This window comes from Paenibacillus sp. G34 (genome assembly GCF_056856875.1).
Window position 1 is genome coordinate 4,774,563 of the sequence record NZ_CM166469.1, and the last position, 17,959, is coordinate 4,792,521.

Consider the following 17,959-nt stretch of genomic DNA (forward strand, 5'->3'; position numbering starts at 1 on the left):
CTGCAGCTCTTGTCCTTCATTTGGCAGCTCTCATACAAACCTTTTATATATCACATACAACTCTTCTATGATATCCATACAGATGCTTCAACTATAAAAATTATGCTCTCCGCTGTTTCCTTCTCCACAGCGTGCCACCTACAAGCGCAAGTATGACAACTGCACCTCCAGCATATAGCGAGATCATCCACGGATTGCGATATCCACTGCTACTGTCCGTGAAATCATCAGAGCTTACGGGAGTGCCCTTACCCAGCATATTGATTGCCTCTCCAGCCTGTTCAATCTGGAGATTGCCGCTACATAGGCTACTGTAAAGCCTTCCATCTTTATCTCCCTTATGCGCAAAGATCAGATAAGACTGATCTTTGTTCAATGTTATTCCGCAGGCACCTTCGCCCATATTATTAATCAAAATGGTTGTCTTTTTTGCATCTACGCCTTTCCAGGTCGTGTCTACATCCAGCGTATATTTCTTATATTCCCTACTACTGAATATGGAGTCACCTCCGATCTCGACTACTTTTCCCGTAAATACTGCGCTATACCTTTTCAGCTTATCCTTGGCACTGGATTCCACACAGCTACATGCGTATGCCCGTTCACCCGGCCAAACGATCACATTTACTACAAATAATAATAGAACTAAAACGGTCGCTACCATTCTCCTCATCCTTACAGATCCCCCTTTGAGTTATCTTGAAGCCACTCTTATCTCATTAACGTCTCCATTTTCGTTTTTGTTTGTTTTATTGTAGAATGTTAACACTATGTTAAAAAGGTTATGTATATACTTCTGACTGCATCGGTTGAATGAAAGGTTGTACTGTTATCGAAGTCTTTGTCTAAACCATCTCCCTCGTTCAACGGGTGAAGCTATACATAAAAGACATTTTACATCATGGAGGAATTAACATTTGAAGCACAATTTGACGAAAAAAATATCCGTTCCGCTGCTGGTTGCTGCGTTATGCCTGTTCGCTTTTATCAGCATTGCGCTGTCCATTAGCGATAATCAGATTCATCGTTTCGATGCTACACTCATCGACTTGATCCAGGGCATGGAATCACCTGGCATGACCCAATTTATGCAATTTTTCACCTGGATTGGCAGCGAACTTCAGGTGGTTGTCATTACGGTCGCTGTCATGCTGATCCTCTATGTATTCCTGCGACATAAACGCGAACTGCTCTTTCTTGCCATCGTGCTTGCAGGCTCTACGCTGCTGAATGCCGTGATCAAGCTGGTGTTTCAACGAGCTCGCCCAACCATTAACCGTATTATCGAAGTAAGCGGGTACAGCTTCCCCAGCGGACATTCCATGGCAGCGTTCAGCCTTTACGGTGGACTTGCTTTTCTGATCTGGAAGCATATTCCTACCTTTACTGGGCGTGTATGTATGATTGCATCCAGTGCGGCCTTTATCCTAATGATCGGTATCAGCCGAATTTATCTGGGCGTGCATTACCCTAGTGATGTCGTTGGCGGTTACTTTCTGAGCGGGTGCTGGTTATTCACCTGTATCTGGTTCTACAGACGTTATTTGCAGCGGCTGTCTGAACTACAAGCCAGAAGCTTTGCCTAGTCGCATGTTACATGCATCATCACAAAAACCCCAACGATCTATAGATCGTCGGGGTTTTGTTATCTTTTTGATTACAGCTGTTGAATTACAGCTTCTCTCCATTGGAAGCAATTACATCTTTGTACCAGTAGAAGCTTTTCTTCGGTGTGCGGCTCAAATCACCATTGCCATCATTATCTTTGTTGACATGGATGAACCCGTAACGTTTCTTCATCTCTCCTGTTGATGCACTTACAAGGTCAATACAGCCCCACATCGTATAGGCAATGAGATCAACGCCGTCTGCAGCTGCTTCTTTCATCTGCTCAATGTGACCTTTCAGATAATCGATTCGGTAGTCATCCTGAATGGAGCCATCTTCTTGCACGACATCGACAGCACCCAACCCATTCTCCACCACCATCAATGGTACTTGGTAACGGTCATACAGATGATTGAGCGTGTAGCGCAGACCTTTTGGATCGATCTGCCAGCCCCAGTCAGAAGCTTCGAGATAAGGGTTTTTGATACCGCCAAGCAAGTTTCCTTCTGCTCTTTCCAGTGATGCATCCGCGCTTTCCACGAGAGACATGTAATAACTAAAGGAATAAAAATCAACACAGCCTTCGCGCAGCGTTTGCTCATCTTCCGGTTGCATTTGAATCTCGATGCCTTCTTCTGCGAAGAAACGTTTGGCAAATCCCGGATACGCTCCCCGAACCTGTACATCGCCACAGATCATGTTGGACAGTTGATCTTTCTTCTGTGCAAGCAAAATATCATCCGGATTGCACGTGTTCGGATACGTAGTCATGAAAGCAACCATACAGCCGATTTTGAAATCCGGGTTGATCTCATGTCCCAGCTTCACCGCTTTGGCACTGGCTACGAATTGATGATGCAGCGCCTGGAAACGAGTCTGCGGCTGATCTACCCCGTCCGTCAATGTTTCTTTACCTTCAAACAACAATCCACCTGCCATATAGGCACCAAGTGGCATCGTCAGACAGTTGATTTCGTTAAAGGTCAGCCAGTATTTTACCTGATCCTTATAACGGTTAAACAGGGTTGTACAATAACGGATGTAAAACTCGATCACTTCACGAGAAGCCCAGCCGTTATATTTTTGTGTCAGGCCAAATGGTGTCTCGTAGTGGGAGATCGTCACCAAAGGCTCAATGTTGTGTTTTTTCAACTCGGCAAAGACGTTATCATAGAACTTCAAACCCTCTTCGTTTGGCTCCAGATCGTCACCGTTCGGATAGATGCGGGACCAGTTGATTGACATGCGGAACATTTTGAAACCCATCTCAGCCATCATCGCAATATCTTCTTTATAATGTCCATAAAAATCAACCGCTTCATGGCTCGGATAATACGTTCCTTCTTCAAGAACAGGTGTAATTCGGCGCGGCGTTGTATGCGTTCCGCCTGTCATCATATCCGATGTGCTCGGCCCTTTGCCGTCCTTATTCCATCCGCCTTCAAACTGATTGGCAGCCGTTGCGCCGCCCCAAAAGAATCCGTCTTTCATTTTCATGATCTGTTCCTCCTCTAATGTTGACTGCTACTAGAGCACGTCTGTGATCTTCAATCCACTGAAATACGCTGAGAACTATAACGTTATAGTCCAAGTGTAGCACCCATACCCTGACAAGGGTTGTCATGATATAATTTGGTCATGGAACATAACCGATTATTCCGAATGTTGTTGCTATTGCTGGAAAAAAAGAAAACGACCGCCCCGGAGCTTGCGCGCCTGTTCGAAATCTCGGTTCGCACCGTATACCGGGACATTGACCGCCTGAGTGCGGCAGGCATTCCCGTCTACACAACAACGGGCAAACACGGCGGCATCCATCTGATGGATCACTATGTCATGGACAAATCGCTGCTAAGCGAGGATGAACAGAATGAGATTCTGCTGGGCTTGTACAGCGTCAGCGCCATTCCTCATCTGAATAGCGCCCGGATGCTGGGCAGGTTAACGACCCTTTTTGATCATAAACTGGACTGGATTGAATTTGAGTATTCTCCTTGGGGCAGTATTCCCGAGCAAGAGATGCAGCTATTTAATCAGGTGAAACAGGCGATATTCGCCAGCCAGCTTCTCTCCTTTCACTATATCGATTCCAACGGAAAAGCGAGTGAGGAAACAGCGCTGCCCGTGAAGTTGATTTTTAAGAACAACACATGGTACTTCAAGGGTCTGAAACAATCCCAGCCTGTGACATCCAATTCATCCGATTCGCTTAATACCTTTGTCACATACAAAATTAAACGGATTACGAAACTTCGCTTTGTTCCCGGCCCATATGAGCGCGCGGTGACATCCATAGCGGAGGATGCCGAGAAAGAGATCATCAAGGAAGATCTACATCATGCTAAAAACAAAGATGCTGATACACAGTCTAATCAACCGCCTGAAAAAGAGCTTCCGATGGAACTTCTGTTTGAACAAACGACTGCCTATCGTGTTTACGACCTGCTTGATCCCGCTATGATTCAGCAAGAGCCGGACGGGAAGCTTAGGGTTTCTATTCCAATTGATGAGGGTGAACAGCTGTATTCCTTTCTAATGTCCTTTGGCTCGAAAGTAACCGTTATCACACCCCAGACGGTACGCAGGGAACTGCTCCGCAGACATCAGGAGGCTCTCGTACATTTACTGGAAGATGATGGGCAGAATTTAGGGGATGATGATACAATATAGTATGTATCTATATCATATAATCTAAAATTAGGATCGATAGGACTTCAAAGATGTTGGGAGGCACACACATGAATCAACAGATCAGGCATAATAACGTGGAACGCTTTAAAGGATTTGGCACATTATATGACCAAAACAGACCCTCTGCTCCCCGCGAAGTCGTTGATATTTTGGCTCATTATCTGGGCAAAAGGCCTCGCTTTGTGGCTGATGTCGGCTGTGGAACAGGTTTATCCACTTGGATCTGGCTGGATCAAGCTGAACGGGTAATCGGTGTGGAACCGAGCGAGGATATGCGCTCTGTGGGTATTGCCAAGTGGGAGGCAGCAGGCAAACCGGATCAGCTTCGTTTCGCGTCAGGCATGTCCCATGACCTCGGCCTGCCGGATGACAGCGTAGATATTCTGACTTGCTCCCAATCTTTTCACTGGATGGAGCCGGAATCCACCTTGCGCGAATTTGCACGGGTGCTGCGTCCAGGTGGTGTTTTTGCTGCCTACGACTGTGACTGGCCGCCTGTATTGGACTGGCAGCTTGAAGCAGCATACCAGCAACTGGTGAGCACTGCGGATGAACTTGCTTCACGTCTATCGAGCGCAGAGCAACAAGCACATAAATGGAGCAAAGAAGGCCATTTGCAGCAGATCCAACAATCCAGGCTATTCCGTTACAGCCGGGAGATTGTGTTCCATCATCAGGAGCCATTCACAGCTGAGCGTTATGTCAACCTAGCTCTTAGCCAAGGCGGACTCCAAACAGCTTTGAAGCTGGGCGCCACAGAGCTCAATGACATGGTGGATGATTTCAGACGTCAGGCCGAGCTTGTTTTTGACGAAAAATCAAAAGACGTACTGTTCTCCTATCGCATGCGGATCGGCATCGTTTAAATTAAAAGGATATCCGAATATAAGGATATAAAAATATAAAGATTACTGACCTTGAAGGGTTGTGACCACTTTGAGTAATAAAGAAGTTCTGGAACGAGATCGACTTTTCATCAAAAGCTGGCTTGATACATATTTCGATTCTCCTCACCGGGATATTCTCATGTCTCATCCGGCCAAAATGGAAGAAGAAGATTACGGTGTGCCTGCGGATATGCAGGATGGTGAGGTTGATGAAGAAGGGTGGGTTCGCTGGAAAATGCTAGACTCTGCTGTGACGGTAGAACAGATTAACGAGTTAGCTGCTAGTTATATTAAGCCAGGCTCCGATACGCATAACTCATCTTTCTCTCTGCCTCCGCTGTATATCGCCTATCTAAGCAGCCGATCCGTTCTGAATGTCTATCTTCGCTATGAAGGATTTATGATTGAATTACCGAATCTACCTTCTGACTCTCCTCTGCGGGAAGTACGTAACCTCTGGTCATCATCGGAATCACTCATTAAGGCCGGATATATTCCATTTGCCTTCTATGAAGATCGTGCGGGGACTGTCTGCTGGGATACGAGTAAACCAAATGATGACAATGATTATGCTGTCGTATGGTTCGATCACGATAGATTAACAGAAGAGGCAGAGACCAGCCGGAAGCAGCTTGAACACTACGCACAGCCTCTTTTTCACTCTTTCCGGGAAATGCTGATGCATTCTCCTTCAAGCACCCGTTCTTAACTTGCATATAACGATATAAAGAAAGAGCGCTCTCCCGTTCATCGTCACTTTGACTTCGGGAGGGCACTCTAATATACAACTCTAATTTCCTGAAATGAACCGCGAGAATGCTACAGTTCCATGTAGTACAGCTTTTTTAAAGTGCTGCTAAGGATAAGCAGATAAAATGAGCGGATCAGGACGAGAAGAGTTGGTTCAGCTGCTGCTCCTGCACTTGAAGGGCAAGAGCAACCTTGGAAGGATCCTGTGGCAAATAAAACACATTAATGATATGCCCCTGCTGAACCTGCGACATCGCAGAGGGCAGGATTTCTTTTTGCGTAATCGTCTCAAAGGTTTCACCGTTGAGCTTCGTAATACTCAGTTTTAGCTGTAGCTTGATGTTGCCATTCTGTCCACTTCCCATAGGTGTAACGTCCAGAATTTTAGCGAACCCCTTCTCTCCTGTACGTGCAATATCCACCATCTCCGATGCTATACCTTGCTGCATCATCTTTTCATTCAACAGTTGCTGCATATGCTCTTGCGACACCGTTCCTTGGTGATCCAGCCCGACTTTGCGCTCATCTTTCTCGGAAACGACAAGCGGGATGATTGCTCCCGGCTGGAACTGGGACAGCGAGGTTAAAGGAACAATGGTTCTTAGTTCGGTATCATATGTTTCTCGGCCTTGACGAGACACTTTCAGCATCATTTTCACTTCCGGCTGTTCATTAATATAAGTGCCCGTCTGCTGAATACTTTGGATCACACCCACTGCTGGCAATCCCGATTTGATCTTGCGCTGACCCAAACTCGTACCGAATATAGACGAAATGACCAGTATACCAATTCCTCCAAAAAGCATCGGTTTAAACCACCACGCCTGCATGACCATAAACGGATCATTCCACAGCCACTGAGCTATGAACGGGGAAAACCCTGTCCCAAATACCATCAGTAAGCCAATTACTCTAAAAAAACGACTCATCTCTATCACCCTATCTATCTAATTTATGCTCTATAAACCTTTTTACTGTGTACCTATTTTTTTGTATGTTTCCTTTTCGTTGTTACCTGTAATCTAAGTGCTAATAATTCCAATTAATTCCTCGACACCTACACCGCCAGAAGTCCCATATAGATCAGTTCAGAAGAATTTGCCGGATTTTGTCCCAAACCAACGCGATCACCGGCACGGGGAATCTGCAGTTTCGACACCAGTGTTTCCATCGTACGCTGATAGGTGCGGCCGTTTGTTTCCGTCACTTCAAGCACAAGCACTACAATCGGATCAAAATTAATCAATTTACCTGTATCCGTTACACTGAGCACAGTTCCAGTCGCTGTTAGAGGCAACGAACCGCTTGCAGCCAGCTGTGCCTGTTTAGCAGAGTCCAAGCTTTGATTAATGGCATCCCGATGTTCCTTCGGCACAAAACCTTTCATCATCATGCCTGTAAGTCCTTTGTTCATCACACGATCCGCTTTGGCAACAGCATCTTCCTGTTTGTTTTTACGTTTAAACCATCCCATCATTTCGAACACCTCATTTGTTTTTTATTGGTATGATTAATTATAAACACAACATAGCCCGTATGAATACATATCTGGACACATACAAAAGAACCGAGGAAATGTCCCGCTAAAGACAACATTCCATCAATTTATTTGTAGCTATACTTGCTTTTTCCCAATAAAAATATCGTTCTAACCGACTCAATGAGGATTAAACCATTTATTTTTGTGAAAATGTCCGCTACTCGGCTCTGATTACAGTTACTCAGAGTGGTCAAATCCCTATTTTTAGACGAATGCACACTCGGCACCTTAGCTCTATTAAAGATGCTTATCTAGCAAACAATGCACATTCATGATGCACTTACAGCGTACAACTCCATTTAAGACACGCTTATAGCAAACATTCAGCAATCAAGACAAACTTACAGCACACATCTACCATCTACCGCATAAAATTCACACACATATATCTTCCACATTTAAAATATTCTACTGAGAAGTTGAAGCTTTGCAACCCATTTATTTATTCTAACGATCTCAGATAAGCTTATTTGAGCAAAATAGGCCTTTCTGAAATTGTAACGATCACCAGAGAGCTTATTTCACTGAAAAACAAAGAAAAAGTCCAATTTGGCACTGATTTTCCTAAAATAAGCTCCACTGTGATCGTTAGGATACCAAACGCCTGAAATTCGCAGAAATAGCGTCGCTGGTGATCGTTAGAAAATAAACCTCCTTGTATTGTCCTATCCTGGCTTGTCTTAATCTACTTTACTCTACTCTACTCTACTCTTAATTCACCTTTTGCTTGTCCTGTCTCATTGCCTTACCTTGCCCTGCTACAATCTATATCCCTTTACATTACTGCATCTAGCCAAGCGGTCCGATCCTTACGATACACAATACGTTCCAGACCTACTCTATCTGTTCTATCTTATCTTTCTACTTCCTAATCTCCCTTAACCGATCACCTCATGCCTGCACTGCTTTTCCCTCCCTCCAAACTTCAATCGATTTACCTACCCTACCTTACCTACCTTGCCTGCCCCAACCGGCCTTAAAACTTAACCTTTACTTCGTTCTCCGAAGCAAATACACCAGCTTGCGATAATAACCTGCCGCCTCTTTATAACGCCGCTGATCCTCACTCACCACAGCCAATCCTTCATATAAGGATTCCAAACGTAGCGGCTGCTGCACAGACTCAAAATACGGCAGACAAGTCTGTGCTTGAGTTATAAAGAACTCCTGTTCCCCGTGTGCCAGCGCCAGCTGACTTTGATAAAACACGGCGTTCATTTGCTGATCCTCTGTGACAGCACAATTTAACAGTTGATCCACACTTTGCGCCAACATGCCCCAACTTTTCCGAGCGGAGGCAACCTCACAGCGATACACCAAAAGCAACGGCTTCATCGCCTGCTGCGTCTCCTTCGTTTCTGCCTGGAGCAGGTTTTCAAAACGCTCAATCTCAGTCTGTGCCTGATCTAACTCCCCTGACATCGTCAACATGACAATTCGATTGTTCGCAATGGCCGTCACCAAATCTCCCTGATTTCCGGCGTAGACCAGATTTGCCTCAGCCATCGACAATGCAGACAAAGCCTCCTGCAACAGTCCCATCGTAAAGCAATACCCGCTGTATGCCACATACAGACCAGACAAACGATGAAACAACCGCTGATCATACACCTGTTTCATCGTCTGCTCAAATGTGCGCTTCGCATCCTCATACTGCCGGGTATGAATGTATGCCTCTATCTGAATATTCTGGATCGACAGCCATAGCTCGCTTCCTGGCTCCGTCAGGGCGCTCAGTCTTGTCACATGAGTGAGCACGTCTACAAATGCCTGCTTGGATCGATAATATTGGATTTTGTAAAATAGCAAAGCTTTCGTAAGCGGCCCAGGTAGCTGCACGTCATCCGGGCGGCCATACTTCTCCAGATAAAAATTCAGATACGATGCATGTATATATTCATGCGCAGCAGCGTCATTTAACTGCTGATAGTAAACTGCTTTCATCAAAGCAATCGTCAGTTCCACCGTAAGTGAATCATCCCGATCCTCCAGAGCATATACCGTTTCCTCCGGGATTGCCGAGGCTGGTACCGACATCTGTACAAAGATCGCTTCTGCCCGCGCAAGTGTCTTCTCATCCTGGACCGCCGTCTGCAATAGATAAGAGGAACTTACACCCAAGCGCTCAGCGATACTCTCCGCCAAATCCTCAGGCAGCGGATAACGCTCAGCCAGGATGTTTGCGAAATGCGCCTGCGTAACCAGACCTTCTACGAGGTCCTTACGTGAGATTTGTTTTCGTTTGCTCAAAAACTCGATCCGTTCTTTCAGCATGACAGGTCTATCCTTTCATTATGAAGGTCTCCTCTTTCTCTATAGCGAGTCTACCATCTCCTCATCCCAAAATGAAAGCCCAATGGCCACCCCTGTGCTATCCTTCCCGCAAAATTGACAAAACGGTTTCCGTTTCGAACGTAATTGTTTTACAATAGGGGAGATGTATACGTACAATATACGAAAAAAGCATGAAGAATCGATCCAATGTTACACATGAATTGAACACGAAAGGGTGCCACAATAATGATTATTAAACCAAGAACACGTGGTTTTATTTGTACAACTTCCCATCCTGTCGGCTGTGCGGCACAAGTGCAGGAGCAGATTAATTATGTAAAATCCAAGCCAGCGATTCAGGGGCCACGCAATGTGCTCGTTATTGGCGCGTCTACAGGTTATGGACTGGCTTCGCGCGTTGTCTCCGCTTTTGGAGCTGGCGCTAATACAATTGGTATTTACCGCCCTTCCAGTGCAACCGATAAACGAACCGCTTCTGCCGGATGGTATAACTCTGCGGCATTTGAGAAGGCTGCGGATGCTGCAGGCCTGAAATCATACAGCATCACTGGGGATGCTTTTGCCAATGAAACCCGTGATAGAGCTGTTGAACTGATTCGCAGCGAATTGGGTCAAGTGGATCTGGTCGTTTACAGCGTTGCTTCGGCACGCCGTACCGATCCAAATACAGGCGAAGTGTTCAACTCTGTGCTCAAGCCGATTGGACAGCCTTACACAAACAAAACTGTCAATTTCCATACTGGCGAGATCACTTCAGTGACTCTCGAAACGGCGACAGAAGAAGAGATTCGTCAGACGGTTAATGTCATGGGCGGCGAAGACTGGGAACTGTGGATGGATGCACTAAAGCAAGGCGGCGTACTCGCAGACAATGCAACAACCATTGCCTTCTCTTACATCGGCCCTGAACTGACACATGCCATTTATCGTGAAGGCTCCATTGGTCAAGCGAAAGATCACCTTGAGGCAACAGCCCGCAAAATGCATGAGCAACTGAGTGCAACAGGAGGACGTGCTTACGTTACCGTAGCCAAAGCACTGGTTACACAGTCCAGCTCGGCTATTCCCGTTGTGCCTCTGTATATTTCGGCATTGTACAAAGTAATGAAGGAAAAAGGACTGCATGAGGGATGTATCGAACAACTGCAACGGCTGTTTGCAGATCGCCTCTATGCTGACGGTGAAGTGCCAACAGATGAGCAAGGACGCATTCGTATTGATGATTGGGAGATGAGAGCGGATGTGCAGGAGGAAGTGGCGAAGATTTGGAACGAGCTGACCACCGAGAACATCTATGAGCTGTCTGATCTTGAAGGTTATCGCCGCGAATTCTTCCAACTGTTTGGTTTCGAAACGGATGGCGTCGATTATGAAGCCGATGTGGATCCAAATGTGGAAGTACCTCATCTCATTCAGTCATAAAGTTTAATCTTATTTTGTTTGTAGGGAGGAGCTGCAGCGCTTCTCCTTTTTTTATTTTTCACGCGTCTTGCACGTAATCCACTCTCCTATCATCCATTCGTTTTTCTTTTTACTCATTTATCCGGCCTTTTTTCCTGACCCACTCCGCTTGAAGGCAAAATAAAAAGAAGCACCACCATCCTGGATGATCTGCTTCTTGTGTTTGACCTTTTGTAATTTTTCCTGCTTGGTTGGTGTCAGGCGAACATGCTGCGATAATGCCCCATAATCTCCATTCACTCTCCGGCTTTGCTCGGGAGTCCATTGCCCGGACCGTGTTGCTTTACGTAATGCCTTTTGTGTCTGTGTACGTGCCATAATGATGAACACACTCCTTCAGTTGATATATATTCAATATATCATGTGTAATGATTCAAGTGAAGGTGCAGCTAGCTCGAACTCATTTATACATCCGTATACGTAGCATTAACCCTATTAAAACATTACATAGCCGATAAAAATACAACAAGTCGATGAGACAGCCATATAAGACGACACTTCCCACAAACCAATTATGTGTTTGAATAATTAATCGAGACCACTCCTGGTTAACAAAAAAGTCATAACGTCTCTTTAACCATTGAAGTGACCTACTTATGATGTTTGTAATTGTATATGTATGAGTGATCCGGTAGGACGTTAAACTTTTAAAAAAATAATCCCAACCTTTATTTCTGCTGGCACACTATATAAATGTCAGGAATTACAGACGCAAATATGGAGGAAAAAATGGATTCAATCAGTAATAACGGAAAAGAAGCCGCGGAAGCGATTCGGAGCTATGTCAAACCGATTTTCGGTTTTGCGTTAAACCGGGTAAAACACCGGGCCGAGGCGGAGGATCTGGCTCAGGAGATTATGCTGCAGTTGTTGAAATCCTTCTCTGGGGTGCGGGACATTAGAAGTCTTGACGCTTACGTCTGGACGGTTGCTCGATACACTTGGGTGAATTGGTTGAAAAAGCGTGCGCACGCTCCCCAAGTGATCGAAATCAACGGTATGTCTGAACTGTCTGCCGCCCCTTCCCGGGAACCGCTTGATCGGTTGCTGGCAACCGAAGCTTCACGCGAGCTACGCCGAGAAGTTGCATTTCTGTCCGACATCCATCGCCGGATCGTGGTCATGCACTACTACGAAGAGCTTAAAATCAGCGATATCGCGATTGCTCTGAACATTCCTGAAGGCACGGTGAAGTGGCATTTAAGCGAGGCTAAAAAGAAGTTACGGAAAGGGATGAAACGTATGCGTACAACAGGAACTTTAAGTGTCAATCCGGTCAGCATGGGAGAAATGGGCCATTCGGGTTCGGCCGGCAGTTTGGGCGAAACCAACGATTTTCTTGGACGCGCCTTGGCGCAAAATATCGTTTACGCGGCTTATCACAAGGCGCGTACCGTACATCAAATCGCGGAGGAACTGGGAATGCCGCCGTCTTTGCTGGAAGGCGAAGTCCGGCATCTGGCCGATTACAATTTTCTCATCCAAACCTCTCCCGGCAAATATCAAAGCAATACCATCATCTGGGACCTCTTTGAATTGGCTGTAGCCGGTCATCCATTTTGGCAAGATTGCGCCGCCGAAGTGGCCGATGTTCATTTTGACGCGTTAATGGAAGTTCGCCGGCAAGTCGAGGATAGCGGAGTGTACGTTCCGGACGGCGACTATAACTTCCTGCTTTGGACCTTACTACCCAAGAATATCGAGGAGCAATCCTGGCGAAGCATGCCAGCGGGCGAAAACTTCGATGCGGTCGCACCAATGCGAAAGGACGGAGGTCAATATATTGCCTATGCGGCGTTAGATCGCAGCCACTATCCCGATCCGGGTTTTGATATGGGTAGTTACGTCACCTTCGGTCCGTCGATCCGCTACGTCGAAGACACTCCTCTATACTTATGGCAATTCAATACTTACTGGAGCGACCGCGAGACGGATTGGCGTTTCCTAGAATACCGGAATGTCGAGATTTGTCATGCGTTCCAACAAGGGGAACTGCCCGACAACGAAGAGAACGCCGAGCAATATTCGTTCCTGCTGGAGAAAGGATACATCCGCAAGACGAAGGAGGGGTACAAGTTCAATGCGGTTTGGTTTGACTCTCCGCAAACGTTGGATCGGTTGAACAAGGCAATGCCGGATTTGTCCGCTCTGTATGCTCCTGCTGTCGGCAAGCTCTACGACAAAATGCTCAACCTGTTCCTGCAAAATCAGCCGAAGCATTTGAAGCCGCAGCTTGCTTACATGGTTAGAGGCAACACCGGAGGAGGCCGGCTGGTCGCTTATATTTTGAAGCATTTGATCGATAACGGGAAGTTGAAACCGCCGTTGCCGCACCAGCAGAAGACGATTTCAACCTGGATGGGACCGGTCAAGTAAGTCGGTTCGGAAATGTATATGAAGAATAGCCGTTCTCGAGCGGTGGCCATTTTTAAACTAAGCTCTTTCTTTCCTTCTGTCTGTCCATTGAAGTAATTAGGAGATCGTTATTTCACCTCGGCCCCCTCCTGAACGTATGAAAATGATTAAAAACTACCCATGACGCATGTGCGTCATGGGTAGTTTTTAATCACTTTTTAGTTATTTACTCGTGGTGCTACAAGTTTTCCAAAAATGGAAACTAATCTTTGTACAATACGTTAATTATGGTAGGGTATCCTAAAATAGAAGGGAGTATAACAACAATGAAGAGGTTACCATGGATATTAGGAATAACTTTAATATCAGCTGTATTCGTGGCAGGTTGTAGTTCAAATTCCAGTCCACAACAAACGGTCACTGAGAGTCCAGGAACTGAAGTGAAGAATCCAACAGATCCTTCAGATAAAGAAAATCTAACTGAAAAATACATCAAAGCAGCTGAGGAATTCAAATTGAAGGAATATACGATTAATAATACTCCCGAAAATCCTCCATCTGAAGAAGAATTTCTTAAACGCTACGAGGTAATGGAGCCCTTTTTCGCTAAAAATTTCGAAGAAGAACCTGTGCACTTGAGTCATATATCACTAGTCCTACGAGCCGCTGCAAAACAACAAGCTTCAATGAAACCTGAGAACATGAAATTCTCAGTTTATCAAGAGTTAGAGGATTACGTAGATTTGGACTACACATTGGATCTCGTGCTTAAGAAAGAAAATGGCGAAAAAGAGGTTGTTCCCATGAAGGGAGTTCTTACACTCGTAAACAAAAATGATAAATGGCTTGTTCAAGCCGATGATTTTGATCAATCAGCTTTCAAAAAATTACTTCCGGATACTGAAGTATCTAAATAATAAGTTATTATCTAATAAAAGAAGCATCAACTCTTCTTGTATGAGTTGATGCTTCTTTTATAGAATAACGTATTTAGATTCATCATAGTTCATGTTTGCTACCCCACGTCGCCATGTAATGGTGTAACGTTTCCAGCCCAGCACCCATACCCTGCATTGCCTTCAACCTTGCCCAAAAGGTTCCCCTCCGGCTCGTATGGCATCAAGATCGCTTGCGCCGAGACTGCCACGTCTCTATCGGCTCGTGGTCATGTTCTTCAATCAGTTCCATCGCTTCGTCCAGCCTGCGCGACTTAAACAGGCCAATCAGATCGATCAAGTCCTCTCGGTCCAGCAATTTTACCTCATTCACCGCAGCCAGCGTTCGGCATGCCTCTGTATATCGGGCAGATGTCAGTACGATGGAGCGATCCGCGTCATAATAACGCATCGATGTATAGATCTCTTGCACCGCGCTTAGACCAACCGGATGATTCGCCCCGTATCGTTTAGCCTGTACCACACTGCGTCTTCCCATCCTGTCTACAAAAACGAGGTCTGCTCCAAAATCACGGCTGCTCGTTGTTTTGTGGACCTCGTCATAACCAAGTTGCTCGAACAGATTGTATAGATATAACTCAAACTCTGACCCATCCTCCATTTTATCGATATCCTTAATCGTGATTTTCTGTGGGTTCGCCTCACTTCGTATCCGTTGTCCACGATAAACGATCCGGCGAATAACCCAGGTCAGCAGCAACAACAGGACAATGCCTGCGATAACCCATAGGGTGATGTTCTCACTCCAATTCATGTCTGTTTCTCCTTGTTCTCATTACTCCGTATATCTCGTGTTACAGCACTAAATATATCAAAATTCCTTGCACATCTAAAGAAGATGACTTCCCTGTAACCGTTTCACCTCTTTTAACATCGATCTAACACATTTAATGTGCAAAAAGGTTACAGCATGTTCGGTTGAATTCCACTAGAAATCAATGGTAGAATTCTACAATCGGTGTTATTTTGACCGAAGACGAAAGGTGGTTTATCACTTGCATACCTATACCAATCCTAAACGCAAGTCTACAACATGGGCCGTTCTTCTGCTCAGCGGCATGCTTCTCTTGAACATGAATACAACAACAGGATACGCGGCAGCAGCCACAGAATCCTTGCCGAAACCGGCATGGACTTCTTCTTCCCTTATGTTAAACGAGGCTAATACGGAGAAGGATGTCTTGATTAAGGACATTTATGCTGTGCCTTCCAAAAATTTGGTGTATGTGCACACCTCCCAACCCGTAACGAAAACGAGCAGCAAAACAACACTGGACTGGCAACTTGATTCGTTACAAGCGCTGGATGCAAAGACAGGACAGCTTAAGTGGAGCACGATTTTCCATGAGAAAAGCGGACCTTATACAACTTATTCCAATTCCTTATATACAAGCAATGGTACGGCTTACGTCTATATGGAGTATTCGGATAAAAGCAAAAAATTATATTCGTTTAATACATCCGGCAAGACCAACTGGGTGAAAACCTTGAATTCGCCAGCACGCATCTCGCTCATGGATAATGATAATCTGCTGGTCGCTACAAGCCAGGGAGTACAAGCGAATGGCTCCGTGCGCTCGACGCTTTCTTTGTACGACACAAAAGGCAAGTTGTTGACCGAGAAAGCATTGACAGGGAATGTACTCAAGGCAGGTCAGGGACGAATCGTTGTGGATGCAAGCAAACAGGTCAAGTCAGGCAACTTCTGGCAGCCCGCAGCCAATCCCAAAATTGAAATCTATGACACTTCGTTAACACGTCTATCCTTCTATCAGTTCCCGGCAGATGCCAATACACAAGGGGATGGTGGCGGTGAATCTCTGGCCATTCTGGACGATGGTTCCGTTCTGATGCGTGCTAACTTTGAATCCACAGGCAATCGCTTGATGGGATTTAGTTCGGACGGCAAGCTTGCATGGGGACGTGCAATCGCTGGGGATGCGTATATACAAACAGCGGGTAATGGATACACTGTGCTCACTGGCTCCAAGTTAGAGCTATACACAATGAAAAGCAAAGTGACAGAGCGTATGTTCAAGGATGCTCAGCCTGTGCTCATGCATGTTGACCGGACACAAGACGGGCAATACCAGCTTGATTTTGCCAAAACAGGATATATTCTTGATCCACAGACATTGGAAGACGTACATGTGTACACTGCTAGTGCTGCTGCTCCCTCATTAGAAAGCATCTCCACTTATATAAATGATGTAATCTATTCGATGAAGGGTGACGCCCTTTCTAAGTATGCACTCAAAACTTCTACAGTTAAATAATTTTTATTGCTTCTTACCTGACTTAGCTTTAGCCAAAAAAAGCCGGAACAGCTCCTCGCGGTGCTCCTCCGGCTTTCTTTTATTTCCAGTTCTCGTTAATGAATTCGTCCCTACCAGACAGTGCGCGGTCTTCCTTGTAATGTTTCTCGTTTTTCTTGTGATAGTCCTGATGGTAATCCTCTGCCGGGTAAAAAGTTACGGCATCCCGAATCTCGGTCACGATGGGCTGAATGAATCTACCGCTGGCCGCCAGATCTTTTTTGGATTGCTCGGCAAGCTGCCGCTGGCGCTCATTGTATACAAAGATCGCGGTACGATACTGCGATCCTCTATCCTGAAATTGTCCTCCATCGTCCGTGGGATCAATCTGAGGCCAGTATAATTCTAATAAGCGCTCGTAAGGGAATACTTCTGGATCAAATGTAATCTCAACGACTTCCACGTGCCCTGTCTCTCCCGTCTTCACCTGCTCATAGGTCGGATTTTCGACATGACCACCTGTATAGCCTGATACGATACCGTAGATGCCTGGTTGTTCCTCAAACGGGGTAACCATACACCAGAAACATCCGCCGGCAAACGTTGCTTTTTCCACTCCATTCAACTCCTCTGGTTCAAAACAATATCATGAAAGCAATTAGCTAAGACACGCATTCATTTCTACATTGTAAAACAACAAGAGGTTGATGGAAAGCCACCGCAATGGCTCTTCATCAACCTCTTCATTCAGCTTCACTTGGAAGCAGTAATAACCATAAGGTTTGTACAGCTTGTAGCTGTGACATAACTTCGTGACAAGACCATTGCTCGCTTTAATTTACCCGCGGCTTCGTCCCATCGAACGGAAGATCAAGCTGACAATCGCTACAAGCACGATTGCACCAATTAATGCCGGTACGATGTGGAATCCGCCCATCTCAGGACCCATGTCTCCAAGAATGACTCCACCTAACCATCCACCGATAAAACCAGCAACGATATTACCAATAATACCGCCTGGGATGTCACGACCAACAATCAGACCTGCGAGCCAACCAATGATACCACCGATAATTAATGACCATAACCAACCCATATCATTCACCTCTATTTTAAAGTTTTTGTTGCGTCTGACTACTATTAACCGCTCCGAAGGCATTT

17 protein-coding genes are annotated in these 17,959 nt (G+C 45.6%); 8 read left to right on the forward strand and 9 right to left on the reverse strand.

The features are described from left to right. Positions 1-100 precede the first annotated feature (100 nt). Positions 101-673, reverse strand: a complete 573-nt coding sequence (locus AC1VYS_RS21685; RefSeq protein ID WP_482911427.1) for a hypothetical protein — start codon at positions 671-673, stop codon at positions 101-103. Between the two features lie 244 nt (positions 674-917). Between AC1VYS_RS21685 and AC1VYS_RS21690 the strand changes: the two genes are divergently transcribed. After that, the gene (locus AC1VYS_RS21690) at positions 918-1,586 is read left to right on the forward strand and encodes a phosphatase PAP2 family protein (RefSeq protein ID WP_482911428.1); all 669 of its coding nucleotides are present in this window, start codon (positions 918-920) and stop codon (positions 1,584-1,586) included. 85 nt (positions 1,587-1,671) lie between these two features. Here the strand turns inward: AC1VYS_RS21690 and AC1VYS_RS21695 are convergent, their stop codons facing one another. Continuing rightward, positions 1,672-3,105, reverse strand: coding sequence for a glycoside hydrolase family 1 protein (locus tag AC1VYS_RS21695; RefSeq protein WP_482911429.1), 1,434 nt, complete (start codon positions 3,103-3,105; stop codon positions 1,672-1,674). A gap of 141 nt (positions 3,106-3,246) precedes the next feature. Between AC1VYS_RS21695 and AC1VYS_RS21700 the strand changes: the two genes are divergently transcribed. The 3 genes from AC1VYS_RS21700 (at position 3,247) to AC1VYS_RS21710 (ending at position 5,895) form a co-directional block, all read left to right on the forward strand. Beyond that, a complete protein-coding gene (locus tag AC1VYS_RS21700; protein ID WP_482911430.1) occupies positions 3,247-4,278 on the forward strand; it encodes a helix-turn-helix transcriptional regulator in 1,032 nt (343 codons plus the stop codon). Positions 4,279-4,346: 68 nt separating this feature from the next. Next, a complete protein-coding gene (locus AC1VYS_RS21705; protein ID WP_482911431.1) occupies positions 4,347-5,165 on the forward strand; it encodes a class I SAM-dependent methyltransferase in 819 nt (272 codons plus the stop codon). A 70-nt stretch (positions 5,166-5,235) separates the two neighbouring features. Continuing rightward, positions 5,236-5,895, forward strand: coding sequence for a hypothetical protein (locus tag AC1VYS_RS21710; protein WP_482911432.1), 660 nt, complete (start codon positions 5,236-5,238; stop codon positions 5,893-5,895). 175 nt (positions 5,896-6,070) lie between these two features. Here AC1VYS_RS21710 and AC1VYS_RS21715 read toward each other — a convergent pair whose 3' ends face one another. The 3 genes from AC1VYS_RS21715 to AC1VYS_RS21725 all read right to left on the reverse strand — a co-directional run bounded on the left by AC1VYS_RS21715 (position 6,071) and on the right by AC1VYS_RS21725 (position 9,750). Further along, entirely contained in the window at positions 6,071-6,865 is a 795-nt protein-coding gene (locus AC1VYS_RS21715; RefSeq protein WP_482911433.1) for a hypothetical protein, read from the reverse strand. Between the two features lie 128 nt (positions 6,866-6,993). Continuing rightward, positions 6,994-7,413 carry a hypothetical protein gene (locus AC1VYS_RS21720; RefSeq protein WP_482911434.1) on the reverse strand — a complete coding sequence of 140 codons (420 nt, stop codon included), beginning with the start codon at positions 7,411-7,413 and terminating at the stop codon, positions 6,994-6,996. A gap of 1,053 nt (positions 7,414-8,466) precedes the next feature. Then, positions 8,467-9,750 carry an XRE family transcriptional regulator gene (locus tag AC1VYS_RS21725; protein ID WP_482911435.1) on the reverse strand — a complete coding sequence of 428 codons (1,284 nt, stop codon included), beginning with the start codon at positions 9,748-9,750 and terminating at the stop codon, positions 8,467-8,469. Between the two features lie 246 nt (positions 9,751-9,996). On the opposite strand from AC1VYS_RS21725, the gene fabV reads away from it, so the two are divergent. Next, the gene (fabV, locus tag AC1VYS_RS21730) at positions 9,997-11,193 is read left to right on the forward strand and encodes an enoyl-ACP reductase FabV (RefSeq protein WP_482911436.1); all 1,197 of its coding nucleotides are present in this window, start codon (positions 9,997-9,999) and stop codon (positions 11,191-11,193) included. Between the two features lie 117 nt (positions 11,194-11,310). Here the strand turns inward: fabV and AC1VYS_RS21735 are convergent, their stop codons facing one another. Further along, entirely contained in the window at positions 11,311-11,550 is a 240-nt protein-coding gene (locus AC1VYS_RS21735) for a hypothetical protein (RefSeq protein ID WP_482911437.1), read from the reverse strand. A gap of 411 nt (positions 11,551-11,961) precedes the next feature. Between AC1VYS_RS21735 and AC1VYS_RS21740 the strand changes: the two genes are divergently transcribed. Continuing rightward, complete coding sequence (locus AC1VYS_RS21740) at positions 11,962-13,608, forward strand: RNA polymerase sigma factor (RefSeq protein WP_482911438.1); 1,647 nt, start codon at positions 11,962-11,964, stop codon at positions 13,606-13,608. Positions 13,609-13,913: 305 nt separating this feature from the next. Next, on the forward strand, positions 13,914-14,504 hold the full coding sequence (locus AC1VYS_RS21745; RefSeq protein ID WP_482911439.1) for a hypothetical protein: 591 nt from the start codon (positions 13,914-13,916) through the stop codon (positions 14,502-14,504). Between the two features lie 202 nt (positions 14,505-14,706). Here AC1VYS_RS21745 and AC1VYS_RS21750 read toward each other — a convergent pair whose 3' ends face one another. Continuing rightward, a complete protein-coding gene (locus AC1VYS_RS21750; protein ID WP_482911440.1) occupies positions 14,707-15,297 on the reverse strand; it encodes a restriction endonuclease in 591 nt (196 codons plus the stop codon). A gap of 241 nt (positions 15,298-15,538) precedes the next feature. Here AC1VYS_RS21750 and AC1VYS_RS21755 point away from each other — a divergent pair, with 241 nt between their 5' ends. Beyond that, positions 15,539-16,819: a hypothetical protein gene (locus tag AC1VYS_RS21755; RefSeq protein WP_482911441.1), complete on the forward strand. Its 1,281-nt coding sequence runs from the start codon at positions 15,539-15,541 to the stop codon at positions 16,817-16,819. Between the two features lie 79 nt (positions 16,820-16,898). Here the strand turns inward: AC1VYS_RS21755 and msrA are convergent, their stop codons facing one another. Further along, positions 16,899-17,414 (reverse strand): peptide-methionine (S)-S-oxide reductase MsrA, encoded by a 516-nt coding sequence (gene msrA, locus AC1VYS_RS21760; RefSeq protein WP_482911442.1) that lies wholly within the window; start codon positions 17,412-17,414, stop codon positions 16,899-16,901. Between the two features lie 222 nt (positions 17,415-17,636). Continuing rightward, the gene (locus AC1VYS_RS21765; RefSeq protein ID WP_090915436.1) at positions 17,637-17,894 is read right to left on the reverse strand and encodes a GlsB/YeaQ/YmgE family stress response membrane protein; all 258 of its coding nucleotides are present in this window, start codon (positions 17,892-17,894) and stop codon (positions 17,637-17,639) included. Between the last annotated feature and the right edge of the window lie 65 nt (positions 17,895-17,959).